This is a genomic window from Marinobacterium sp. MBR-111 (genome assembly GCF_040547585.1).
Taxonomy (GTDB): domain Bacteria; phylum Pseudomonadota; class Gammaproteobacteria; order Pseudomonadales; family Balneatricaceae; genus Marinobacterium; species Marinobacterium iners.
The window spans coordinates 18,695-41,831 of record NZ_JBEPQA010000007.1; the positions used below are offsets into that span (position 1 = coordinate 18,695).

26 protein-coding genes are annotated in these 23,137 nt (G+C 57.9%); 18 read left to right on the plus strand and 8 right to left on the minus strand.

Annotated elements, in window-relative coordinates:
- Positions 1-65 precede the first annotated feature (65 nt).
- Entirely contained in the window at positions 66-719 is a 654-nt protein-coding gene (gene elbB / locus ABIE61_RS06820) for an isoprenoid biosynthesis glyoxalase ElbB (protein ID WP_206837517.1), read from the minus strand.
- Positions 720-917: 198 nt separating this feature from the next.
- Between elbB and hemB the strand changes: the two genes are divergently transcribed.
- Together hemB and ppk1 are read left to right on the plus strand one after the other, a co-directional pair.
- Entirely contained in the window at positions 918-1,928 is a 1,011-nt protein-coding gene (gene hemB / locus ABIE61_RS06825) for a porphobilinogen synthase (protein ID WP_354407908.1), read from the plus strand.
- 50 nt (positions 1,929-1,978) lie between these two features.
- On the plus strand, positions 1,979-4,153 hold the full coding sequence (gene ppk1, locus ABIE61_RS06830) for a polyphosphate kinase 1 (protein ID WP_354407911.1): 2,175 nt from the start codon (positions 1,979-1,981) through the stop codon (positions 4,151-4,153).
- On the opposite strand, the gene ABIE61_RS06835 is transcribed toward ppk1, so the two are convergent.
- Entirely contained in the window at positions 4,154-4,990 is an 837-nt protein-coding gene (locus ABIE61_RS06835) for an SDR family oxidoreductase (protein ID WP_354407914.1), read from the minus strand. It abuts the gene before it with no gap.
- 50 nt (positions 4,991-5,040) lie between these two features.
- Here ABIE61_RS06835 and ABIE61_RS06840 point away from each other — a divergent pair, with 50 nt between their 5' ends.
- From ABIE61_RS06840 to ABIE61_RS06850, 3 genes are read left to right on the plus strand one after another with little or no spacing between them, the layout of a single operon-like run.
- Entirely contained in the window at positions 5,041-5,961 is a 921-nt protein-coding gene (locus ABIE61_RS06840) for a hydrogen peroxide-inducible genes activator (RefSeq protein ID WP_091826171.1), read from the plus strand.
- Complete coding sequence (gene recG / locus ABIE61_RS06845; protein ID WP_354407917.1) at positions 5,958-8,033, plus strand: ATP-dependent DNA helicase RecG; 2,076 nt, start codon at positions 5,958-5,960, stop codon at positions 8,031-8,033. Before ABIE61_RS06840 ends, recG begins: the two co-directional genes overlap by 4 nt.
- Positions 8,020-8,556, plus strand: a complete 537-nt coding sequence (locus ABIE61_RS06850; protein ID WP_354407919.1) for a DUF501 domain-containing protein — start codon at positions 8,020-8,022, stop codon at positions 8,554-8,556. Before recG ends, ABIE61_RS06850 begins: the two co-directional genes overlap by 14 nt.
- A 43-nt stretch (positions 8,557-8,599) precedes the next feature.
- Here the strand turns inward: ABIE61_RS06850 and ABIE61_RS06855 are convergent, their stop codons facing one another.
- Positions 8,600-8,848, minus strand: a complete 249-nt coding sequence (locus tag ABIE61_RS06855) for a YfhL family 4Fe-4S dicluster ferredoxin (RefSeq protein WP_091826167.1) — start codon at positions 8,846-8,848, stop codon at positions 8,600-8,602.
- A 32-nt stretch (positions 8,849-8,880) separates the two neighbouring features.
- Positions 8,881-9,363, minus strand: coding sequence for a pantetheine-phosphate adenylyltransferase (gene coaD / locus ABIE61_RS06860; protein ID WP_091826165.1), 483 nt, complete (start codon positions 9,361-9,363; stop codon positions 8,881-8,883).
- Positions 9,364-9,638: 275 nt separating this feature from the next.
- On the opposite strand from coaD, the gene ABIE61_RS06865 reads away from it, so the two are divergent.
- Positions 9,639-10,256: a TetR family transcriptional regulator gene (locus tag ABIE61_RS06865; protein WP_354407923.1), complete on the plus strand. Its 618-nt coding sequence runs from the start codon at positions 9,639-9,641 to the stop codon at positions 10,254-10,256.
- Here ABIE61_RS06865 and rsmD read toward each other — a convergent pair.
- Positions 10,230-10,847, minus strand: coding sequence for a 16S rRNA (guanine(966)-N(2))-methyltransferase RsmD (gene rsmD / locus ABIE61_RS06870; protein ID WP_354407926.1), 618 nt, complete (start codon positions 10,845-10,847; stop codon positions 10,230-10,232). The genes ABIE61_RS06865 and rsmD overlap by 27 nt on opposite strands.
- A gap of 18 nt (positions 10,848-10,865) precedes the next feature.
- Entirely contained in the window at positions 10,866-12,065 is a 1,200-nt protein-coding gene (locus tag ABIE61_RS06875; RefSeq protein WP_354407929.1) for a hypothetical protein, read from the minus strand.
- A gap of 109 nt (positions 12,066-12,174) precedes the next feature.
- Here ABIE61_RS06875 and ftsY point away from each other — a divergent pair, with 109 nt between their 5' ends.
- The 9 genes from ftsY (at position 12,175) to ABIE61_RS06920 (ending at position 19,168) form a co-directional block, all read left to right on the plus strand.
- Positions 12,175-13,752, plus strand: a complete 1,578-nt coding sequence (gene ftsY, locus ABIE61_RS06880; RefSeq protein WP_354407931.1) for a signal recognition particle-docking protein FtsY — start codon at positions 12,175-12,177, stop codon at positions 13,750-13,752.
- A gap of 9 nt (positions 13,753-13,761) precedes the next feature.
- Entirely contained in the window at positions 13,762-14,427 is a 666-nt protein-coding gene (ftsE, locus tag ABIE61_RS06885; RefSeq protein WP_091826158.1) for a cell division ATP-binding protein FtsE, read from the plus strand.
- Positions 14,420-15,409, plus strand: coding sequence for a permease-like cell division protein FtsX (gene ftsX, locus ABIE61_RS06890; RefSeq protein WP_354407934.1), 990 nt, complete (start codon positions 14,420-14,422; stop codon positions 15,407-15,409). Before ftsE ends, ftsX begins: the two co-directional genes overlap by 8 nt.
- Positions 15,410-15,577: 168 nt before the next feature.
- The gene (gene rpoH / locus ABIE61_RS06895; protein ID WP_091826154.1) at positions 15,578-16,435 is read left to right on the plus strand and encodes an RNA polymerase sigma factor RpoH; all 858 of its coding nucleotides are present in this window, start codon (positions 15,578-15,580) and stop codon (positions 16,433-16,435) included.
- A gap of 99 nt (positions 16,436-16,534) precedes the next feature.
- Entirely contained in the window at positions 16,535-16,936 is a 402-nt protein-coding gene (locus tag ABIE61_RS06900) for a DUF423 domain-containing protein (protein WP_354407936.1), read from the plus strand.
- On the plus strand, positions 16,914-17,114 hold the full coding sequence (thiS, locus tag ABIE61_RS06905; protein ID WP_091826150.1) for a sulfur carrier protein ThiS: 201 nt from the start codon (positions 16,914-16,916) through the stop codon (positions 17,112-17,114). The genes ABIE61_RS06900 and thiS overlap by 23 nt, the downstream gene beginning before the upstream one ends.
- Before the next feature lie 56 nt (positions 17,115-17,170).
- Positions 17,171-17,968 carry a thiazole synthase gene (locus ABIE61_RS06910; RefSeq protein ID WP_354407939.1) on the plus strand — a complete coding sequence of 266 codons (798 nt, stop codon included), beginning with the start codon at positions 17,171-17,173 and terminating at the stop codon, positions 17,966-17,968.
- Between the two features lie 48 nt (positions 17,969-18,016).
- A complete protein-coding gene (gene trmB / locus ABIE61_RS06915) occupies positions 18,017-18,709 on the plus strand; it encodes a tRNA (guanosine(46)-N7)-methyltransferase TrmB (protein WP_354407941.1) in 693 nt (230 codons plus the stop codon).
- A 21-nt stretch (positions 18,710-18,730) separates the two neighbouring features.
- On the plus strand, positions 18,731-19,168 hold the full coding sequence (locus ABIE61_RS06920) for a GlcG/HbpS family heme-binding protein (protein ID WP_354407943.1): 438 nt from the start codon (positions 18,731-18,733) through the stop codon (positions 19,166-19,168).
- A 27-nt stretch (positions 19,169-19,195) separates the two neighbouring features.
- Here the strand turns inward: ABIE61_RS06920 and ABIE61_RS06925 are convergent, their stop codons facing one another.
- The gene (locus ABIE61_RS06925) at positions 19,196-19,660 is read right to left on the minus strand and encodes a Spy/CpxP family protein refolding chaperone (protein ID WP_354407946.1); all 465 of its coding nucleotides are present in this window, start codon (positions 19,658-19,660) and stop codon (positions 19,196-19,198) included.
- A gap of 139 nt (positions 19,661-19,799) precedes the next feature.
- Between ABIE61_RS06925 and ABIE61_RS06930 the strand changes: the two genes are divergently transcribed.
- Positions 19,800-20,510: a response regulator transcription factor gene (locus ABIE61_RS06930; protein ID WP_354407949.1), complete on the plus strand. Its 711-nt coding sequence runs from the start codon at positions 19,800-19,802 to the stop codon at positions 20,508-20,510.
- Positions 20,507-21,847, plus strand: a complete 1,341-nt coding sequence (locus tag ABIE61_RS06935) for a sensor histidine kinase (RefSeq protein ID WP_354407950.1) — start codon at positions 20,507-20,509, stop codon at positions 21,845-21,847. Before ABIE61_RS06930 ends, ABIE61_RS06935 begins: the two co-directional genes overlap by 4 nt.
- On the opposite strand, the gene astA is transcribed toward ABIE61_RS06935, so the two are convergent.
- Positions 21,813-22,856 (minus strand): arginine N-succinyltransferase, encoded by a 1,044-nt coding sequence (gene astA, locus ABIE61_RS06940; RefSeq protein ID WP_354407953.1) that lies wholly within the window; start codon positions 22,854-22,856, stop codon positions 21,813-21,815. The two genes, ABIE61_RS06935 and astA, sit on opposite strands and share 35 nt — an antisense overlap.
- Positions 22,857-22,981: 125 nt before the next feature.
- Here astA and ABIE61_RS06945 point away from each other — a divergent pair, with 125 nt between their 5' ends.
- Positions 22,982-23,134, plus strand: a complete 153-nt coding sequence (locus ABIE61_RS06945; RefSeq protein WP_242530056.1) for an entericidin A/B family lipoprotein — start codon at positions 22,982-22,984, stop codon at positions 23,132-23,134.
- Positions 23,135-23,137 lie beyond the last annotated feature (3 nt).

Below are 23,137 nucleotides of genomic sequence, written 5' to 3' on the forward strand. Positions count from 1 at the left end.
TCCACAAGACCCATTATGCCGGGTCCAAAAATTATGGATATAAGAATTTTTCCTAATTTTGCGGGTCAAACCATTTTGATCACTTCATCCACAAGGCGATTGATTCCAGAAGCGGCTTCGTTGATTGAGCCTGCCAGCATATAGGCTGGGGTAGTCACGACCCGGTTGTCGGTATCGACCACGATTTGATCCACCGGGCAGTTTTCATGGATGCCACCCATGCTGTTGATCGCCCCGGCAGCGCCCTCGTCACTGCCAATAGTGCAGCGGATACCGGTACCGAGCAGCTTCGGCGTCATGGCTGGCGCAATGCAGATCAAGCCTACGGGCTTGCCGGCGTCATGGATGGCACGGGCAAATGTGACCAGCTGTGGGTTGACCGTGCAGTCGGCGCCCTTGACGGCAAAATCACTCAGGTTCTTGGCGGCCCCAAAGCCACCGGGGATGATCAGCGCATCAAACTCGTTCGGATTGGCCTCGGCCAGATCCTTGATTTCACTGCGCGCCAGACGCGCCGCTTCAACCAGTACGTTGCGGCTTTCACCTTCGGCCACTTCACCGGTCAGGTGGTTGATCACGTGCATCTGCTCCACATTGGGGGCAAAACACTGATACGCCACGCCGTTATGCTCAAGGCGCAGGAAGGTAAGGACCGATTCGTAGATTTCGGAGCCATCAAATACACCACTTCCGGACAGGATCACCGCGATCTTTTTCATGGGCTGAACTCCTTTTGGCTGTAACCATCGATGCAATTGAGTGTTTTCCGTACTCGCCCCACAGGGGTCGTGTCGCACTGGTCACAGATTACGTTAAGATGAGACCAATACCAAACAGGTGATGTGCCGTGAAACGGGCCGTTGTCACCTGTATGTCATCTTTTTGTCGTCCAATGCACCTGAAAAAGGAATCGAGCCGTGGCTTTTACCAACAGTCAGCGTTTCTACCCTGAAACCCGCATGCGCCGAATGCGCGCCGACGAATTCTCGCGTCGTCTGATGCGTGAAAATGTCCTCACCACCGATGATCTGATCTATCCAGTCTTCGTGCTGGAAGGCGAGAACCAGGTGGAAGCGGTGTCGTCGATGCCGGGTGTGGAGCGCTACAGCATCGATCTGCTGGTGGAAAAGGCAAAATACTGGCATCAGCTGGGTATTCCAATGCTGGCGCTGTTTCCGGTTACGCCGGCCGAAGCCAAGAGCGAGTTTGCCGAGGAAGCCTACAGCCCAGACGGGTTGGTACAGCGTGCGGTGCGTGCCCTGAAAGCCGCCGTACCGGAACTGGGTATTATGACCGATGTGGCGTTGGATCCGTATACCACCCACGGCCAGGACGGCATCATCGACGAGACTGGCTATGTACTTAACGACCGTACCGTGGACACACTGGTGCAGCAGGCTCGGTCCCACGCCGAAGCAGGTGCCGATGTGGTGGCCCCCAGTGACATGATGGATGGCCGTATCGGCGTAATCCGTGATGAGCTGGAAAGTAACGGCTTCGTTAATACTCGCATTATGGCCTATTCTGCCAAGTATGCGAGTGCCTACTATGGCCCCTTCCGCGATGCGGTGGGCTCGGCAGGCAATCTGGGCAAGGGAAACAAATTCAGTTACCAGATGGATCCAGCCAACAGCGATGAGGCACTGCACGAGGTTGCGATGGATCTGGCCGAAGGGGCCGATATGGTGATGGTTAAGCCGGGGATGCCCTACCTGGATATCGTGCACCGTGTGAAAACCGAACTGAAAGTGCCGACCTTTGTCTATCAGGTCAGTGGCGAGTACGCCATGCACATGGCGGCGTTCCAGAATGGCTGGCTCGACGAGGAGTCGGTGATTCTGGAGAGCCTGACATGCATCAAACGCGCAGGTGCCGATGGTATTCTGACCTATTTTGCGGTCAGGGCTGCCGAGTTGCTGCAGCGCTAAACCAACGAGTGGAACGAATGGACGACAGTATCAACCCGGGAGAAAGTGCAATGAATGATATCAGTCAGGATGTGACTGTGACGCTGGAGCAGAGCGAAGCCACCGCAGCCCTGCTGGAGAGCCGGGAGATACTGCCGACCATCGATCCGATCGAAGAGCTGCCAGTCGACCTGAAAGCGCCCGAGCTGTACATCAACCGAGAGTTGAGTCATCTGCAGTTCAACGTGCGTGTTCTGGAACAGGCGCTGGATGAAAGCTATCCGTTGCTGGAACGGTTGATGTTCCTGCTGATCTTCTCCAGTAACCTGGATGAGTTTTTCGAAATTCGGGTGGCGGAGCAGTTGCGACAGCTCAAGTATGGCCGTGAGGCGGTGGGGCCGGATGCAATGCACCCGCAGAGGGTGCTCGACAAGATTGCCGAGATCTGTGCCATCAATATTGAGCGGCAATACAAGATTCTGAACGACATAATGTTTCCGGCTCTGGAAGCAGAAAATATCCACTTCCGCCGCCGTAGTGACTGGACGGCGGAACAGTTGTCCTGGGTGCGGGACTACTTTGAAGAGAAAATCGTGCCGGTGATCAGCCCAATTGGGCTGGACCCCTCGCACCCCTTCCCGCGCTTGGTAAACAAGAGCCTAAACTTCATCGTTGAGCTGGATGGCAAGGACGCGTTCGGCCGTGAGACCGGCATGGCGATCATTCCCGCTCCGCGCTCGTTGCCGCGCCTGATTCGTCTGCCGGACGAGCTCTGTGATGGCGGTGACAATCTGATCTTCCTGTCATCGATTATCCATGAGTTTGCCGAAGAGCTGTTCCCGGGGATGAAGGTGGATGGCTGCTACCAGTTCCGTATCACCCGTAACGCCGACCTCAGCTTCGACTTCGAGGAGATCGAAGATTTGGCCCGTGCCCTGCGCGGTGAGTTGCACTCGCGCAAGTTCGGTGATGCAGTACGGCTGGAAGTAGACAGCCGTACGCCCGAGAGCCTGATCAGCTTTCTGCAGGCAGAGTTCAACCTTCCGGACAGCCACGTCTATCGTGTTAACGGGCCGGTCAACCTGACACGCTTGATGGCGGTACGGGATCTGGTGGAGCGCCCAGAGCTGCGCTGGAAGAGTTTCACTCCAAACCTGCCCAACAAGCTGAAGAACAACGAAGACATCTTCAGCGCACTGCGCAAGAACGACCAGCTGCTGCTGCATCCGTTCCAGTCCTTTACTCCGGTGGTGGACCTGCTGCGTCAGGCGGCGAAAGACAACGACGTGATTGCGATCAAGCAGACCCTGTACCGTACCGGGGTCAAGTCCGACATCGTCAACGCGCTGGTGGAAGCGGCACGCAATGGCAAGGAAGTGACGGTGGTGATCGAACTGCGGGCGCGGTTCGATGAGGAGAGCAACCTGCAGCTGGCCAGCCGTCTGCAGGAAGCGGGCTGTCTGGTGGTGTACGGTGTGGTGGGCTACAAGACTCACGCCAAGATGATGCTGATCGTGCGCCGCGAAGGCAGCGAACTGGTGCGCTACTGCCACCTCGGCACAGGCAACTACCACTCTGGAACCGCGCGGCTCTACACCGACTACAGCTACATGACCGCCGACAACGAAGTGGGCGAGGACGTTCACAAGATCTTCCAGCAGCTCACCGGCATGGGCAAGATCCAGAAGCTGCAGAAGCTGTACAACGCGCCGTTCACGCTGCACGCCAAGATGCTGGAACTGATTCAGAACGAGATTCGCAACGTCAAGGCGGGCAAGCAGGGGCACATCATCATCAAGGTGAACGGTCTGACCGAACCCAAACTGATCCGTGCCCTGTACGAGGCGTCACAGGCCGGTGTGCAGATTGATCTGATCATCCGTGGCATGTGCCGCCTGCGCCCGGGGCTGGAAGGGATCTCCGAGAACATCCGGGTACGTTCCATCATCGGTCGCTTTCTGGAGCACACCCGCATCTACTGGTTTGCCAATGATGGCGGCAAGCCGGTGGTGATCGGTTCAAGCGCCGACTGGATGGAGCGCAACATGCTCAACCGAGTGGAAACCGGCTTCGAGCTGTTTGGCAAGAACGCCGAGCGCATCCGCAAGGAGCTGGACTACTACCTGCAGGACAACGCCCAGGCCTGGGAGCTGCACTCGGATGGCAGTTACACCCTTGTGCAGCCGAAAGAGGGCGAAGAGCGTTTCAGTGCGCAGCAGAAGCTGCTTGATGAGCTGGCGGTCTGATCACGCCTTTCGCAGCAGCTCGGTGTAGCCGCTGCGAAAATCTGGATAGCGGAAGCGGTAGCCGCTGGCCCTGAGTCGGCGGTTGCTGCAGCGCTTACTGCCGCCGCGACGTACCGCCTGCCGCTCACGAGTTTCGACCCCCAACTCAGCGGCAAGCCACTCCATTACCTCATGTATCGGTGTGGGCGCGTCATCACTGGCCAGATACAGCGGTTTTAATGTCTGCCCCTGCATTGCCAGCTGCAGCAAGTGCTCAAGTACACCGGCACAGTCCGCGCTGTGAATGCGGTTACTGTAATGCACCGGCTCCTGTGGTGCCGCAATGCCCGATTCGACCAGCCGTTGCAGATGATTGCGTCCAGGGCCGTAAATGCCACTGAACCGTACCACCGTGGCGGGTATGCCGCTGCTCAGGGCCAGCTGTTCGCTGGCCAGCAGTATGCGGCCGCTCTCGTTACCCGGCTCGGTGACGGACTGTTCATCTACCCACTCATGCTCGGTCTGGGCATACACACCGCTGCTGCTGGTCAGGAACAGGTGGCGCGGGGGCGTCGGCAAGGCATCCAGCACATGTTTCAATCCATCGACATAGGTACGGCGATATACGTCGGGGTCACGACTCTTGGCGGCAGCGGTGTAAAACAGCCAGTCACAGGTCGGCAGCTCGTCCAGCGTGGCCGGATCGGTCATATCGGCGGCAATGCCATGGATGCCGGCGGGCAGCTGGTTTATAGTACGGCGAAGCCCGAACACCTGTGCTCCCTGCGTACTCAGCCTTACCCCCAGCTGGGTTCCGACATCGCCACAGCCCGCGATCAGCACTCGTTGTTCCTGCATGACTACCCCGACTCATTGATTTACGTTCATCCTAACAGAGGTACGCGCCGATGACGCTGACGGAGCTTCGATATATTGTCACTCTGGCCCAGGAGCAGCACTTCGGTCATGCCGCCGAGCGCTGCTTTGTCAGCCAGCCGACACTGTCGATTGCAGTCAAGAAGCTGGAGGAAGAACTGGGGGTTGCGCTGTTCGAACGCAGCAAGAATGCCGTACGGGTGACCCCGGTGGGCGAGAAGGTGGTCCGTCAGGCCCAGACTGTTTTGGAGCAGGCCGAAGCGGTGCGAGAACTGGCGCGTGAAGGCAAGGACCAGCTGGCCAGTCCTCTGCGCATTGGTGCCATCTACACCATCGGGCCCTACCTGTTTCCGCAGCTGATCCCGCAGATTCAGCGACTGGCACCCAACATGCCGCTGTATATCGAAGAAAACTTCACCGAAAACCTGCGTACCAAAATTCGCAACGGTGAACTGGATGCGATCATCGTGGCGCTGCCGTTTCATGAGTCGGATGTGCTCACCCGCCCGCTGTATGATGAGCCATTCATGATGGTGATGCCCAAGGGGCATGAACTGGCCGGACAGCAGGAGATAGACTCTCGGCAGATGAATGAAATTCGCATGCTGTTGCTGGGCGAAGGGCACTGTTTCCGTGATCAGGTACTGGAAGCCTGTCCGACGCTGAATCAGTCGTTTCATGATCAACATACGGTTACAGAAGGCAGCTCGCTGGAAACCATTCGCATGATGGTGGCGTCTGGGCTTGGGACCAGTGTGCTGCCGCTGTCCGCGATCGAGAACCACCCCACGACAGAACTGATCGAAGTAAGACCCTTCAAGCAGCCCCAGCCGATGCGCACAGTGGCAGTGGCCTGGAGAGCCAGCTTCCCCAGACCTCAGGCGATCGATGTGCTGGTTGAGGCAATTAATCATTGCAGCGTCAAGGTCAGCAAGGACAAGGGTAAAGCGTGAGTGTGGCAGGCGGTGTGCCGGTTACTGAGCTGAAAGGCGTCGGTACTGCGCTGGAGCTGAAGCTGGAGCGGCTGGGCATCCGTACGGTGCAGGACCTGATTCTACACCTGCCCAGTCGCTATCAAGACCGTACCCGCGTTCTGCCGATCGGCTCATTGCGACCTGGCGATGAAGGCGTTGTTGAAGGCACGATTCGTGCGGCAGATGTTGTACAGGGGCGTCGACGCAGCCTGCTGTGCCGGCTGCAGGATGGTACCGGCACATTGACGCTGCGGTTTTTTCATTTCAATGCGGCGCAAAAAAACAGCCTGTCGACAGGTAAACGACTGGTCTGTTTTGGTGAGGCACGTCCCGGCCCCGCCGGGCTGGAAATGGTACACCCTGAATACAAACTGCTGAAAACTGAAGGTGCTGCGCGGATGGCTGAAAGCCTGACGCCTGTGTATCCGCTGACGGAAGGGATGACACAGAACCGTATCCGTTCGTTAATTACATTGGCACTGGAATGGATGGGGCGGGAGGGGCTGGATGACCTGCTGCCTGAAGCCTTGCGATCGCGCTGGAAACTGCCCGATCTACAGCACTCAATCCGCTATCTGCATCATCCTCCGGTGGATGCGGATCAAGCATTGTTACTGGAAGGTAAGCATCCCGCGCAGCGTCGGTTGGCACTGGAGGAGTTATTGGCGCACCATCTTTCACTGCAAAAAATACGTCGCCAGGTGCAGCAACAGGGGGCGCCTCTGTTGCGTGCTACGGGTGAGTTGAGTCGCCCCTTTCTTGATCAGTTGCCGTTTTCACTCACGGCGGCACAGCTGCGAGTGGCCAGAGAAGTTGCCCGCGATCTGCAAAAACCGCTTCCCATGCTGCGTCTGGTGCAGGGTGATGTCGGCTCCGGCAAGACCGTCGTTGCCGTGCTGGCGGCACTGCAGGCGGTGGAAAACGGCTTGCAGGCGGCGGTAATGGCGCCCACCGAAATTCTGGCTGAACAGCATCATCTGAATTTCAGCAATTGGCTGGAGCCACTGGGGATTCGAGTAGCCTGGCTGGCGGGCAAGGTGAAAGGCAAGGCACGCGAAGCGCAGCTGGCGGCCATTCGCACCGGCGAAGCACAGATCGCCGTTGGCACCCATGCCCTGTTTCAGGAGGAGGTGGTGTTTGCCGATCTGGGGGTGGTTGTGATCGATGAGCAGCACCGTTTCGGCGTACACCAGCGCCTCAGTCTGCGTGAAAAGGGGCGTAACGGCGAACGCAGTCCGCATCAATTGATCATGACTGCAACGCCCATTCCCCGCACGCTGACCATGAGCGCCTATGCTGATCTGGACTGCTCCATCATTGATGAGCTGCCACCGGGACGCACACCGGTTCAGACCGTGGTGATTGCCGACTCGCGCCGGGATCAAGTGGTCGAGCGGGTGCGTCAGGCCTGCGAAGAGGGGCGACAGGCCTACTGGGTCTGCACGCTGATTGAAGAGTCGGAGGCTCTGCAGTGTCAGGCGGCGGAAGTGGCGGCTGAGAGCCTTAAGGAAGCGCTGCCACAGTTGCGCATTGGGCTGGTACACGGTCGCATGAAGCCGGCCGAGAAGGCCGAGATTATGGCCCACTTCAAGGCCGCCGAGCTGGATCTTTTGGTGGCGACCACCGTGATCGAGGTGGGTGTGGATGTGCCCAACGCCAGCCTGATGATCATTGAAAATCCTGAACGGCTGGGGCTGGCGCAGTTGCACCAGCTGCGTGGACGGGTAGGGCGTGGCAGTGTCGAAAGCTTCTGTGTCCTGATGTACCATGCGCCGCTGTCAAAACAGGGGCGCGAGCGGCTGGCCGTGATGCGTGAGACCACAGACGGCTTTCGTATCGCCGAGAAGGACCTGGAACTGCGTGGGCCGGGCGAAGTGCTGGGCACGCGCCAGACCGGCATGATGCAGTTTCGCATTGCGGACCTGCAGCGCGATGCCGACCTGTTGCCCAAAATACACCAGCTGGCAGCTGATCTTGAACAGTTGCCGGCACTGAATGAAAGCCTGATCCGGCGCTGGCTGGGCAGCGGAGAAGACTATGCACAGGTTTGATACCACCCGAACGCAACCGACCCCGGAACAGCTGCTGCTGATTGAGCGCCAGATCGGACGCACACCTAGAGGGATTGAGGCGATCGCCTGTCAGACAGACGAGGGTATTCCACTGGTATTGCAGATGCGCAGCCTGCTGGGGGATACCCCTTTCCCGACGCTCTACTGGCTCAGCTCGAAGGACCTGGATGTGGCGATCAGTCGCATTGAGGCGAATGGTTGGGTCAAACAGATTGAAGAAGAGCTACAGCAGAATGAAGCACTGCGCGAGGCCTTTCACGCCCAGCAGCAGCGCTATGTGGAGCGTCGGCAGGCGTTGATGCGACCGGAAGATCGGGCGCGCATAGAGGAAAAGGGGCTTGCCGAGCTGTATACCCGCTATGGCATTGGCGGTATTGCACAGTGGGACAAGGTACGCTGCCTGCATATGCAGTATGCACACTGGCTGGCGGAAGGGGACAACGTAATCGGCGAAAGGCTGGAGCAGGAATTTGAACTCAGCCGGACCGAAATCCGGCTGTAAACAATGCTGCGGGCGTGTATGAATTCACGCCCTGCACCTGACCTCAGTTGCCGGTCAGTTTGTGGTACTTGTCCATCAGCATGTCTTCGGTTTCGACGTGGTCCGGGTCTTTCGGAATACAGTCAACCGGGCATACTTCAACGCACTGCGGCGTGTCATAGTGACCGACACACTCTGTGCACTTGCCCGGGTCGATTTCGTAAATTTCATCACCCGGAGAGATTGCCTCGTTGGGGCATTCCGGCTCGCATACATCACAGTTGATGCATTCGTCAGTAATCATCAATGCCATGACTGGCTACCTCACTCGCTCTGACAGGTTCGTTATTTCTGGCTCTGGTGCTGCTTCAGTGCACTGGCAACCGCCGGGTGTACAAACTGATCCACATCGCCGCCCAGTGCCGCAATCTCGCGGATCAAGGTGGAGGAGATATAGGATAGATGCTCCGCCGGTGTCAGGAACAGGCTTTCAGCCTGAGGGGCCAGCTTGCGGTTCATATTGGCCAGCTGAAACTCGTATTCGAAGTCGGATACGGCTCGCAGTCCGCGCAGGATAATGTTGGCCTGTTGATCGCGGACCAGATTTGCCAGCAGACAGTCGAAGCCGATCACCTCCACATTGGGCAGGTGGGACAGCGCGGTTTTGGCCAGTTCAACCCGCTCATCCAAAGACAGCAACGGCTTTTTCTTGGGGCTGGCGGCTACAGCTACCACAACCCGGTCAAACAGACGCGAAGCGCGCCCGACCAGATCGGAGTGGCCATTGGTGATCGGGTCGAAGGTGCCTGGATAGATCGCCGTATTCATATCGGTTGCTGACCTTTGCATCATGTGGCAACACTGTTCGAGCGGATGTTAGCCCAATTGCGGGGGGCACACAAATAGATTAGAGGAATGAGAGATAATAAAAAAGTTATTAAAATTCACCTTTTTATTTTTAAGGGTTATATGAATCCGGGTCAATTATGACGCTTTTGTTAAACCCTTCGTAACCGGCTTGCGTGCCAATACGACTACACTTAGGTTAGCTTGTTATCCATACCCCCTCAAATGTAAAAGTGTCAGGGAGCGGTACAACGACCATGGCCAGGCGTACTCGGGAAGAAGCGGAGCAGACGCGGCAGTTGCTGCTGGCAACAGGGCTGAAGCTGTTCAGTGAGCAGGGGGTTGAAGCCACAACCCTGAAGCAGATTGCACAGGTGGCGGGCGTGACCCACGGAGCCTTGTATTGGCATTTTCGCAATCGAGCTGACCTGCTGCAGCAGATCCACCATGCCTGGATGCTACCGTTCGAGCCGGTCTGGCTGGAACAGTGTCAGGCGCTGCAACAGGATGCACTGGCGGCCCTGAAACTCTATCTGCTTGGTGTGTTGGACGGATTTGAGCAGGATGCCGAAGCATGTGCCCTGTATCGAGTGTTCTATCAGCCGGTGGTGCTGTGTAATGACCTGCAGCCTTTGTCTGACTCTCTGGAACAGAATCGCGAGCTGTGGCTTGACCAGCTGCGCCGATTTCTGAAACAGGCGCGCAAGCAGAAGCAGCTCAGAAAAAAGCCAGACCCTGTCGAGCTTGCTTTCACCCTGCAACAGGCCATGAACGGCTTGCTGCATGAGTGGTTAAGAACCGGTCGCCGCTTTGGTCTCAAGGTGCGGGGGGAGCAGCTGGTAGAGCTGCTATTCGCTGGGTTGCCTTACAAATAGACGATAGGCGACCTGGCCGGCAGCTTTTTCCCGGTGTAAAACCCAGTTGGCCGGCAATGTATCCAGCGCCAGCGACTTTTCCGTCTCAATATAAATCATCGCTTCTTCACGCAGCAGGCTGCGACGCTCCAGCATTTCACAGATTGGTGCCACCAGCCCCTTGTGAAAGGGCGGGTCCATGAATACCAGATCGTAGCGGGGCTCCTGATCCGGCTGGCGCCTGTCGAGCCAGTCGAGAGCCGAGGCGGCGATGATCTCGGCGTTTTGCGCCTTGAGCAGATTAATATTGCTTCTAAGTTGACTCACCACTTCCGTGGCCTGATCCACAAAGGTTACCGAGGCGGCACCCCGAGACAGAGCTTCGATACCCAGCGCACCGCTACCGCTGAAAAGGTCCAGGCAGCGTGCCCCCGGCAGGTAGCTCTGCAGCCAGTTGAACAGGGTTTCTCTGACTCGATCCGGTGTTGGCCTCAGGCCTTCTATTTCGGGAAAACTCAGTTTGCGTCCGCGCCATTCACCGCCAATGATACGCACCGTGGATGTCTCGGTATCTCTGGTTTTTTGTGGGCGGTGGTTGTTGCGGCGCGGCATGGGCAGAGTCCTTGAAATTTAGTGCGGCAGAGAGAGGGTGTGATAGTAATCAGACAGCAGCTGTGACTGCAACCACTGCTGCATGGCGGACAATTCCAGTGTTTCCAGTAGTGCGGGCAAGCGCTGCAGGCTGTCCGGAGGCAGTTGATACAGGGCCAGCAGGTCCATCCATTGCTGCTGCCCAGTATTGCCCTCCAGCTGTTTCAGCAGGGTCTGGCGTGCTGTTTCCACATTTTCTTGCTGTAGCTGCTGTGGCAGCCAGGCAGGGATCTCGGGCCACTGTTCGCCTTGCAGCAGTAATGTCACGAGCCCACCGCTTTGAGTCGCTTCCCAGCGCAGGCTGTACCCGGCCTGATGAGCGGGTGCGTCTGCCAGTTGCTGTTTCAACCATCGTGAAAGCGGCTGGACAACCAGCTCCCGCCCCAACAGCAGTTGTGCGAAGTCCTGTATCGATTTCACCTGAGGCAAGGTCCAGCGGTGCAGCTGTAGCTGGGCGTCTGCGGCTGGCGTAACCGGCAGCGGCTTCAGGCTCAGCATCAAATCCTCAAAGGGTGCCGATGATGGTGCCGGGTCAAATATGACGGACGACAATGACTGGTATTTAGGCCCGGTCAGGGTTATTCGCCAGCCTGACGGCTGCAGCTGCCGTGCATAATCAGCCAGCGGATCCAGCGAAAGGTGCTCATTGCTTGAAGGTGGACTGGCCAGCCAGACCTCTGCATTCTGCCTCATCATGTACTGTTCGGCCTGGGTACGCTGCAACAGCGCCGACCAGTCAACTGTGGGAGGTGTTTGCAGTTGCTGCAGCAGTTGTCGCACGTCACTATCGGCAAAGGGTCTGCCGCTTTTCAGCTGCAGCAACCGGTAGCCGGCATTCGACTGCACCTGTACCTCCCAGCCCTGAGCTGACAGCCAGTCACCCAGCTCATCCGGTTTTTGCAGGCGCATGATGCAGGCCTGTGTGATCAGACGCTGTCGCAGCTGGGTACTGGCGTCGAGTGCGGGTGGGTGCGGAGCGATCAGGTGCAGGCGGAACAGTGTCTGCTGTGGGATTACCTGCTGATAGATACGCCGATCCGAGTCGGCACTGATGACAGCTTCTGGCTGTGATTCTGGTCCCAACAGGGACAGCAACAGGATAACAACCGGCAGGACCCAGATCAGCAGTCGCAGCTGGCCCCGGCTTAACAGGGCTGAACGGCGGGATTTGCTTTCCATCATGCATCTCCGGGTTTGTCGGCGTTGGCTCTGTGCTAAGATAGCCAGCCTTGTTGATTCGTTTCATTCATGCCCGTCAGACGGGCTGTTACGGTGGATATTACAGACTATGGAAGCGCTCTACACCTGGATGGCCGATCGCGGTCTTGACCCTGCCACTTTGCCCTGGATTGCAGGGGTTTTTCTGGTCGTTTTGGTACTGGTGATTGCTCAGGTTTCAAAACGCCGCACGCAACGGCTGGAGCAGCAGGCTCAGGCGGATGCTCAGCGCAGGATTGAAGAGACCCGTGCCGCCGAAGTGGCAGAAGCCGAGAAGGTTGCGAAGCGTGAGGCCGAAGCGGCTGAAAAGGCCGAGCGTCAAAAGGCTGAACAGCAGGTAGCAAAAGAACAGGCTGCTGCCGAGGCGGCTGCAGAGGCTGAGCGCCGTGCGGCCGAGAAGGCCGAAGCGGAGGCCAAACAGCAGGCAGAGCAGGCTGCTGCAGAGGTGGCGCTCAAGGCAGAAGAGGAGGCGGCTCGACAGGCACGTGAAGTTGCGCGTCAGCAGGAAGCTGAAGCAGTGGCTCGTCAGGCGGAAGAAGCTGCTTGGAAGGCTGCAGAAGTCGCCGCCGAGGCCGAGCGCCAGGCGGCAGCTGAGCGGGCTGCGCAAGCGCAAGCGGAAATGCAGGCCGAAGAAGAGCGTCAGGCTGCTGCGGCTGAAAAGGCCGAGCAGGAGCGGAAGGCCGCTGAGGCTGCCGAAGCAGCAAAGCTGGCGGCAGAAGCACCTGAACAGCAGAAAAAGCGCCTGTTTGATCGCATCAAGTCTGGCCTTAGCCGTACCAAAGCGAACTTGACCGAGCAGCTGGGTGATCTGTTTCTAGGTGCCAAGGAAATTGATGACGACCTGCTGGAAGAGATCGAAACCACTCTTCTGATGGCGGATATCGGCGTTGAAGCCACCACCGAAATCATCGAGCGTCTGACGGATCGCGTCGAGCGCAAACAGTTGAAAGATGCCGAAGCCCTGAAAGAGGCGCTCAAGCAGGAACTGGGTGACCTGCTCGGTGGTGTTGAACATCCGTTGCGTCTGCCAGAGAAGAAACCGGCTGTCATCCTGATGGTTGGTGTCAATGGCGTAGGCAAGACCACCACCATCGGCAAGCTGGCGAAAAAATATCAGACTGAAGGCAAGTCGGTGATGCTGGCCGCGGGCGATACCTTCCGTGCTGCTGCCGTGGAGCAGCTGCAGGTATGGGGTGAGCGCAACAATGTTCCAGTGGTCGCTCAGCACACCGGTGCCGATTCCGCGTCAGTGATCTTTGATGCGCTGCAGTCCGCTCAGTCCAAGGGAGTCGATGTGCTGATCGCAGATACGGCGGGTCGACTGCAAAACAAGGATAACCTGATGCAAGAGTTGCAGAAGGTGGTACGCGTCATGCAGAAACTGGATCCTGATGCCCCGCACGAAGTGATGCTGGTGCTGGATGCCGGTACTGGTCAGAACGCCATCAGCCAAGCCAAGCAGTTTAAGGAGTCGGTGGGCGTGACCGGTATCACGTTGACCAAGCTTGATGGTACCGCCAAGGGTGGCATCATCTTCGCCATCGCCAAGCAGTTTGGCCTGCCGATTCGATTTATCGGCGTGGGTGAGCAGGTCGATGATCTGCGCCCATTTGAAGCGGACGAATTCGTACACGCTTTGTTCGATTGAGATTTCGCGATGGCAGCTATCCGGTTCAGTAACGTTTCCAAACGCTATGCCAGTGGTCAGGACGCCCTGCTCAACCTGGACTTCGAACTGGAGTCCGGCGAGATGGCGTTTCTCACTGGGCACTCAGGGGCGGGCAAAAGCACCCTGCTGAGGTTGATCATGCTGATGGAGCGGCCCAGTCGAGGTCAGATCTGGGTGGGACAACAGGACCTGTCCCGCCTGCACCGCTCGCAGATCCCCTATCTGCGGCGCCAGATCGGTGTGGTGTTCCAGAATCACCACCTGCTGTTTGACCGTTCGATCTTTGACAACGTGGCGCTGCCGCTCCAGATCAGCGGCTATGACCCCGCCGATGCGGCCCGTCGTGTCAGGGCGGCACTGGACAAGGTTGGGTTACTGGCACGAGAAAAACACAATCCGATCACGCTATCGACCGGTGAACAGCAGCGAGTGGGCATTGCCCGTGCAATTGTGCACAAGCCCCGGCTGCTGCTGGCGGATGAGCCCACCGGTAACCTGGACCCACAACTGTCGGAAGATATCATGCGCCTGTTTGGCCAGTTCAATCAGGTGGGAACCACTGTTCTGATTGCCAGCCATGATCTGTCGCTGATCAACCGGATGAAACATCGCATGCTCACACTCAGAAACGGCAGGCTGGTGGCAGATGGCTAGAAAAGAAACACAGGCCCAGCCCCCTCGACGCGGTGCGCAGCAGCACCGTATTCAGTTTGCCGATCGCAGCCGCAGTTGGCGGCGCCATCATGCACTTGTAGCGCGTCAGGCACTGGTGCGTTTGCGACAGACACCGGTGGCTTCGTTGATGACACTGGCGGTACTGGCGATTGCACTGGCACTGCCGGGGTTTCTGTTTACGGCACTGAGCAACCTGCAGACGCTGACCTCGGGCTGGGATCCGGAGCCGCGCATCGCCCTGTACATGCAGACTGAGCTGAGCGATCAGTCGATCGACAGCTTCAGCCGTGAGCTGCTGTTGCGGGATGATTTGAGCTCGGTTGAATTGATCAGCCGAGACAAGGGACTGGAGGACTTCCGCCGTTATACCGCCTTTGCCGACCTTCTGGACTATTTTGATCACAATCCTCTGCCGGCGGTGATCATGGTGACACCCCTCTCCAGTGACCCGGTCCAGCTGCCGCTGCTGCAGGCTGAGCTGCAGGCACTGCCGGGCGTGAATGAGGCCCAGCTGGACATGGAGTGGGTGCAGCGCCTCAATGCGATCATCGCGCTGGCCAAGCGTGGCAGCTATGTCCTTGGCGGCCTGCTTGCAATGGCGGTCCTGCTGGTGGTGGGCAATACCGTGCGCATGACCATCGAGAGCCGCCGCGACGAGATCATCGTCAGCAAGCTGGTCGGCGCGACTGATGCCTGGGTACGTCGGCCTTTCCTGTACAGTGGTTTCTGGTACGGTCTGATCGGAGGTTTGCTGGCCTGGCTGTTGGTGCAGATGGCGCTGCTGATGCTGACCGAGCCGGCGCAGGCCCTGGCCGACCTCTATCTGAACCGATTTGAGATCAGCGGGCTGGGGCTGGTTGGGACGCTTAGCCTGTTGGCAACGTCTGCACTACTGGGGCTCACCGGGTCTTGGCTTGCGGTCACGCGTCACCTGAACGAGATCGAGCCGGGCGAAAGCTGATACCTTCACTGGGGGGCTTGGAGGGGCTTGCTCTACGGGCCATTTCACGTTAAGTTTTTCGGTCGTTTGTTCGTGACAGTGGCGCAGTGGAACTTTTGTGGCTATAAAAGGTCACTGTAACGAGCAATCAATCCTTGGGATTAACGTATTTTGCGAGGTCATTCCTAGATGGGCACAAGCTTGCAAGTTATTGAACATCTGTCACCGGGCCGTAATATCGATGCCTATGTTCAGACTGTGAGTGCGATTCCGATCCTCACTGCAGATGAGGAACGGGAGCTGGCGGAGCGTCTCCATTACCAGAGCGATCTTGAAGCGGCACGTCAGCTGGTCATGTCGCATCTGAGGTTTGTCGTACACATTGCACGCAGCTATTCCGGCTACGGTCTGCCGCTGGGTGACTTGGTTCAGGAAGGCAATGTGGGCCTGATGAAGGCCGTGAAGCGTTTCGACCCCACCATGGGTGTTCGTCTGGTGTCCTTTGCGGTGCACTGGATCAAGGCCGAGATGCATGAGTTCATCCTGCGCAACTGGCGCATCGTTAAAGTGGCGACCACCAAAGCGCAGCGCAAACTGTTCTTCAATCTGCGCTCACAGAAGAAGTCACTGAGCTGGATGAATAACGAAGAAGTGGATGCCATCGCAGCTGATCTGGGTGTTGATGCCAAGGTAGTACGCCAGATGGAAGGCCGCATGGCCTCCAATGACACCGCCTTTGACGCGTTGGCAAGCGAGGATGAAGACAGCCGTTACTTGGCCCCGTCTGCTTACCTGGAAGACCACTCGGCGGATCCTGCCATGCAGCTGGAAGAGTCCAACTGGGAGCAGGAGTCCCAGCGCAGGCTGATGAGCGCCATGGAGGGGTTGGACGAGCGCAGTCGCAATATTCTGGCTCGACGTTGGCTGGCTGACGAAAAGGCCACCCTGCATGAGCTGGCAGCTGAATATGGTGTGTCGGCCGAGCGCATCCGCCAGCTGGAAAAAAATGCCATGAAGAAAATTCGCGGTGCGATGCTGGAGGCATGAGCCCCGGTTTCGTGTCCATCTTAAAGCCGCCGCTGTGCGGCTTTTTTCATTTCAGGCAGGTGGCGCCAAACCGTTATAATGCCTGCTCAGGAGAGTCCGATGTCCGCGCGTTTTACACTGACAATCGCTGCAGTGCTGGGAGCCGTGGCTGTAGCACTGGGAGCCTTTGCCGCACATGGCCTGCGCAGTCAGCTGAGTGAGCGCTTACTGGAGGTGTTTCAGATCGGTGTGCAGTACCAGTTCTACCATGTGTTCGCACTCTTGCTGGTAGGACTGTTGTTGCAGCGAGATGATAGCCGAGGTCTGCGTTGGGCTGCTGTGCTGTTCCTGCTGGGTATTCTGATCTTCAGTGGCAGCCTGTATGTGCTGGCATTGAGCGGCGTACATTGGCTGGGAGCCATCACACCGCTTGGCGGCAGCGCCTTCATTGCCGGTTGGCTGGTACTGGCCTTTTCGATCTATCAACAGGGTAAGAACAATGCAGATTCAAGTGAACGGTGAACCGCTTGAGGTGGCAGAACAGTCAAATCTGAGTGATCTGGTCGCTCAACTGGAGCTAAGTGGCAAGCGTATCGCGATCGAGCTGAATCTGGAGATCATTCCACGCAGCTCACATGCGGATACGCCACTTAAGGCGGGTGATCGGATCGAGATCGTGCATGCGATCGGCGGCGGCTGATGCAATAACCTTGCAACGGCACAGTACATAACCATTTTCATATCAGGGTACAGATGATGTCAGAACTGGAACACAACGATCCGCTGATCATTGCAGGACAATCCTTCAACTCCCGTTTGCTGGTTGGTACCGGCAAATACAAGGATATGGCTGAAACCGGTGCGGCGATTGCCGCCAGTGGTGCCGATATCGTCACCATGGCCGTACGCCGCACCAATCTGGGCCAGAACCCGGACGAGCCCAACCTGCTCGACGTGATCAGCCCCGAACGCTACACCCTGCTGCCCAATACGGCAGGCTGCTATACCGCTGACGATGCCGTTCGCACTTGTCGTTTGGCCCGTGAACTGCTGGACGGCCATGATCTGGTCAAGCTGGAGGTGTTGGGTGATCAGAAAACCCTCTACCCCAACATCATCGAAACGGTGAAGGCGGCCGAAACCCTGGTCAATGATGGCTTCAAGGTGATGGTCTACACCAACGACGACCCGATTGTGGCAAAGCGCCTGGAAGAGATCGGCTGTGTGGCGGTAATGCCGCTGGGCTCGCTGATCGGCTCTGGACTGGGGATCCAGAACCCGCACAACATTCGCCTGATCATGGAGGAGGCGCGGGTGCCGATCCTGGTCGATGCCGGCATCGGTACGCCTTCGGAAGCGGCCATGGCGATGGAAATGGGCTGTGCCGGTGTGCTGGTTAACTCCGCCATTGCCGGTGCACAAAACCCGATACTGATGGCAAAAGCGATGCAGAAAGCGGTGCAGGCCGGTCGTGAAGCTCACCTGGCCGTGCGTATGCCGCGTCGAGCCTACGCCAGTGCTTCATCACCGCTGGATGGCGTGATCAGCAACTGATACCGAATCCGGGTGCCTGTAGGGGCGCCCGCAACAGACAGATACAAGATGACTGAAGAGCAGAAACCGCTGCGCCGCGTGCGCAGCTTTGTCGTCCGTGCCGGGCGCATGACCGAAGGTCAGCAGCGCTCACTGGATCAGAACTGGCCCCGTTACGGACTTGAACTGGCGGATGGTCGCCTGGATTATGCCGAAGTGTTTGGTCGCGAGGCACCGGTGGTGCTGGAGATCGGCTTTGGCATGGGGGATTCCCTGATCGAAATGGCACGCCGAGCGCCGGAAAAGGATTTTATCGGTATTGAGGTACATCCACCGGGCGTGGGACGCCTGCTGGCCCGTGCGGCCGAAGAAGGGCTTAGCAATATTCGCGTGTATTGCGATGATGCGATTGAAGTGCTGGAGCGCTGTATCCCCGATGCCAGTCTCGATACACTGCAGCTGTTCTTCCCCGACCCCTGGCCGAAAAAGCGTCATCACAAACGTCGTATTGTACAGCCTGAATTTGCGCAGAAGATCCGTCAGAAACTGAAAGTCGGTGGCTGTTTCCACATGGCCACGGACTGGGAAAACTACGCCGAACACATGATGGAGGTCATGTCTGCAGCGGATGGATATCGCAACGCTGCCGGTGCAGGGCAGTATTCGCCTCAGCCGCAGTGGCGACCCGTCACCAAATTCCAGAGTCGTGGCGAACGACTGGGGCATGGTGTCTGGGATCTGATCTTTGAGCGCGTCGATTGAGCGCAGTACGGGAGAGCAATGATGAGCGAAAATCTGACCGTCAACCGAGCAACACTGGACTATCGTGCGGCATTGAAGGCGGTTGCGGCCGCTGCCGAGCAGGCCGAAGCGCTGGGCGTGAATGTGAGCATTGCTCTGGTAGGGCGTTCCGGCCAGCCGCTGGCGCAGTTGAGCCTGAACGATGCACCGCCGCAGACGTCGTTGCTGGCGCTGCGCAAGGCGAGAACATCCGCCGGCTTCAAGGTGCCAAGCAACTTTTTCCGTGACAACAACGCGGATGATGTACATCTGCTGGCGGCACTGGATACCCACCCTGATCTGCTGATGTTGGGTGGCGGTCTGCCGATCATCCTCAATGGCGAATGTGTCGGTGCCGTGGGTGTATCGGGAGCCTCTCAGGCAGAGGACATCGCCTGCGCCGAAGCGGCGCTGGCGACGCTCGGAGCGAACGCCGACTGAAGTCGGCTCCGCCCGGATCAGGGGGGCTTATTCAGCTCCCCGACCGTGATACCACATCCCCTTGTTCCGATCACTCCGATCACGCATCTGCTCCAGTTTCTGCTCCTGTTCCGGGGTCAGAATGTCATACAGTGCTGCCTTGTGATCAGCGCGAGCCTGCATGTGCTTCGCCATCTGCTGCTGTGCCTGCTCAATATGCTGCTGCACCTGGCGGTCATAGTTATCGGCATTCGGATCCAGCCCTTGCAGCCCGTTGCGTGCCATCGCTGAACGTTCTGGTCTGGTCTGCTGCTGCCACAGTGTCTTGATGGCGGCCTGCTGATCAGGTGTAAGCGCGAGCTTTTCGGTCATTCGCTCAAGCCGTTTTTCCGCCCGCTGCTCTTGTCGGCTGTCACGGTCACAGTTGCCCTTCTGGCCTGCAAACACCGCGACACTGCTGCCCAGCACCAGAGAGCCGGCGATCAGGCTGGTCATCAAGGAACGTGTCTTCATGTTTGTTCTCCACTTGTTGCATTCAGATGGCTGCAGTATGGCGCTGTGACAGGCAAAGTTGTGTGCCTGAAGCGTAAAGTTGGGTAAAGCTTTTCCAACCGACAGGGCGGGGGCATTATGATGCCAACAGGAGGACCGAATGATGCAGTCAAAACAGATATTGCTGGTCGATGATGATATCGAGTTGTGTGAGCTGCTGGTGGACTACCTGAGTCACGAAGGCCTTGAACTGGAGGCGGTGCATGATGCCGAAGCGGCGCTGGCCAGGCTGGCGCAGGGCGTGCCTGACCTGATGGTGCTCGATATCATGATGCCCGGTCAGAGTGGGCTGGAGCTGCTGCAGCAGATGCGACCGCGATTCAAGCTGCCGGTTATCATGCTGACCGGGCGCGGCGATGATATCGACCGTATTGTCGGTTTGGAGATGGGTGCCGATGACTATCTGGCCAAACCCTGCAATCCGCGTGAACTGCTGGCTCGCATACGGGCTGTTCTGCGGCGCAGCCAAGGTAGCACAGCGACCGGCAGTATGCCGCAACACGTATTGTCGATGCAGGGGATCTGTCTGGACCCGGGCCTGCGTGAAGTAAAAGTCAATGATGAGGCGCTGGAGTTGACCAGCACGGAATTCAACCTGCTGGCACTGCTGATGCAAAACGCCGGACAGGTACTGGGCAAGGAGCTGCTGACAGAACGGGTACTGCACCGCAAGTTGACGGCCTATGACCGGGCGATGGATGTTCACGTCAGTCGGGTTCGACAGAAACTGGCGACGGCCTTTGGTGAAGAGTGCGATCTGATCAAGACAGTACGCGGTCAGGGCTACCAGTTTGTGCGGGAGGAGCTGTGACAACCCTCTTTCAGCGTCTGCAGTCTGGCCTGTCGCGGGTCTTGGCCAAAGGCTGGTTTCGGCAGCTGTTCTGGAAAATGTTTCTGGTGATCTGGCTGGTGAGTGCAATCGGCATGACCAGCGTATTTCTTTACCTCAGCAGTCGGGTGGACTCGGTGCATCGGCTGGAGGTGCTGGAAGCGCGTGCCCGGGGTCAGGCGCAGCTGATGCTGGAGCGGTATGAAGAGAATGACCCACGCTGGCTGCGAGAGGGGCGGGACCACCATCGTGTGCGGTTGTGGATCTATCCGCAGGGCAGTGATCAACCGATCACAACCTGGCGGCGTGAGCCACCGGCGGATGCTTATGTGTTCAACCTGACATCGGACGCCGGGAGGGAGTACCGCGTGCATGTGCCACGACCTCCCGATGGGGTATTCGCTGACCGCCTGCTGGGACGCCTGTTTTCGTTGCAGATGGGGTTGATACTGGTAGTTTCTTCACTCTCCGGGCTGTTGTTGAGTGCACTGGTGGTTCGACCGATCCGACAGTTGAGTCGACATGTGCATAACCTGCACCGGCAACAGGACCTGAGTCTCAGGGCCGATGACCGACTCAGTCGGCGCCGAGATGAACTCGGTGAACTGAGTCGCGAGTTTGATCAGATGGCGGAATATGTTGAAACGACACTACTGAACCAGCAACGACTGTTGCAGGACGTGTCACATGAATTACGGGCCCCCCTGGCCCGGCTGCAGGCTGCGGCAGGGCTGGCTGAACAGCGCCTTGGCGATGACAACCCGCTGTCACGTCGAATCAACCGTGAGTGTGAGCGCCTGGATGGACTGATTGCGGAAATTGTCGGCTACACCCGATTGCAGCAGGCAGACAGCAACTTTGACACAGAGGTGTTCAGTGTTGAGACGCTGTTTGCCGAACTGGCTGCGGATGTGCATTTTCGGCAGCCTGACCGTCCCGTGCAGATCGCAGTACAGCCCCCGCAACTGAAATTGCACCTGCAACGCTCGCTGCTGCAAAGGGCCCTGCACAACGGGATTGATAATGCACTCAGGCATACACCGGAAACGGCGGCACTGAGGATCAGCGCCAGCCTTAACAATGATACGGTCGAAATTCGGCTGCGAGACCGGGGGCCGGGTGTCAGTGCCGACTTGCTGCCGAAACTGTTTGAGCCCTTTGTGCGGGGCAGTGGGGGGCATGGCGAGGGCTATGGGCTGGGGATGAGCATTGCTCAGCGAGCCATCGTGCAACTGGGCGGAGAGCTGCAGGCGCACAATCACCCGGACGAAGGTCTGGAGCTGATTATCCGCCTGCCCCTGAGTGTGCTGGCAAACTGACCAGCCTGACAGTTTCGCCAGCCTCTACCTCCAGGCAGGCCGCCAACTCTGGGCTGACACGGACCCGGTTAAGGCTGGGATTAAGGCGTGCCTGAGTACAGCGAAAGCCCTGGCAACGGGTATTGCTGATCAGAAAATCGCGAGCATCAGGCGGTACCGGAGCCGTATCAATGACTACTTCGGCTCGGCGGCTGCGACGGATGGCCCGTACTTCGTTCGGCCGGGCCGCCAGTGTCGGGCCAGCATCAAAAATATCCACGTAGTTTTCATAACGGAAGCCTTCAGATTGCAGCAGGCGGCAGGCCGGTTCGGTATTGGGGTGTACCCGGCCGATTACCGCCTGAGCCTCTTCAGGCAACAGGTGGATATAGATCGGGTGCTTTGGCATCAACTCGGCGATCACCACCTTATTGCCAGAACCGGTCAGGAAGTCTGCCTGCTGGTACTGCATGGAGAAAAAGTGCTGCCCCAGCCCCTCCCAAAAAGGGTTTCTGTCATGCTGATCGGTAAAACCGCGCATCTCGGCAATGATCCGATCGGCAAAGCGCTGCGGGTGTTCGGCCATGAACAGAAAGCGGGACCGCGACAACAACCCGCCGCCGCCACGGCCTCGGTAATCCGGTCGAAGGAACAGCGAACACAGCTCGCTGCTGCCAGTGTAGTCATTACACAGATAGAGGGTCTGAAATTCGTTGTGGATATTGAACTGGTGTGACGCATGCACAATGGTACCAATGTGATAGTGATACCAGGGTGCGTCCAGACCAACAGCGGCGGTGACGCCACAGGTACCGAGTACCTCGCCGGTGCCGGTTTCCTCCATTACGAACAGGTAGGTGACCGGCAGCGGCTTTTTCTCCGTGCTGCGCAGAGCCTCGACCGAGCGTTCGATTTTTTGTGCCAGCAGTTCAGCATCATTGGGCAACGAGGTGAACCCCGTGCCTGACTCGGTTGCCACGGTTTGCAGCAGTGCATGGTCATCCATGTCGATGGGTCTTATTCTGAGCATCGAGCCTCCAGCATGGTACCGTTCAGCCTGAGTATAGTCAGCCTGGACACAATGGTCAGGTCCCTGCATGGTGCAGGGGGCTTGGGGGCGCTATGATAAACAAGACTGCAGCAAGAGGATTCACTATGCGCAAAACAATACTTGGCATGCTGTTCGGTGCTTTATTGGTACTCACCGGTGCCAGCGCACTGACCGCTTGCAGCACCATTGAGGGTGCAGGCAAGGATATTGAAAAAGCCGGTTCGGCAATCAAGGAAGCCGCACGCAAGTCTCAGTAATGC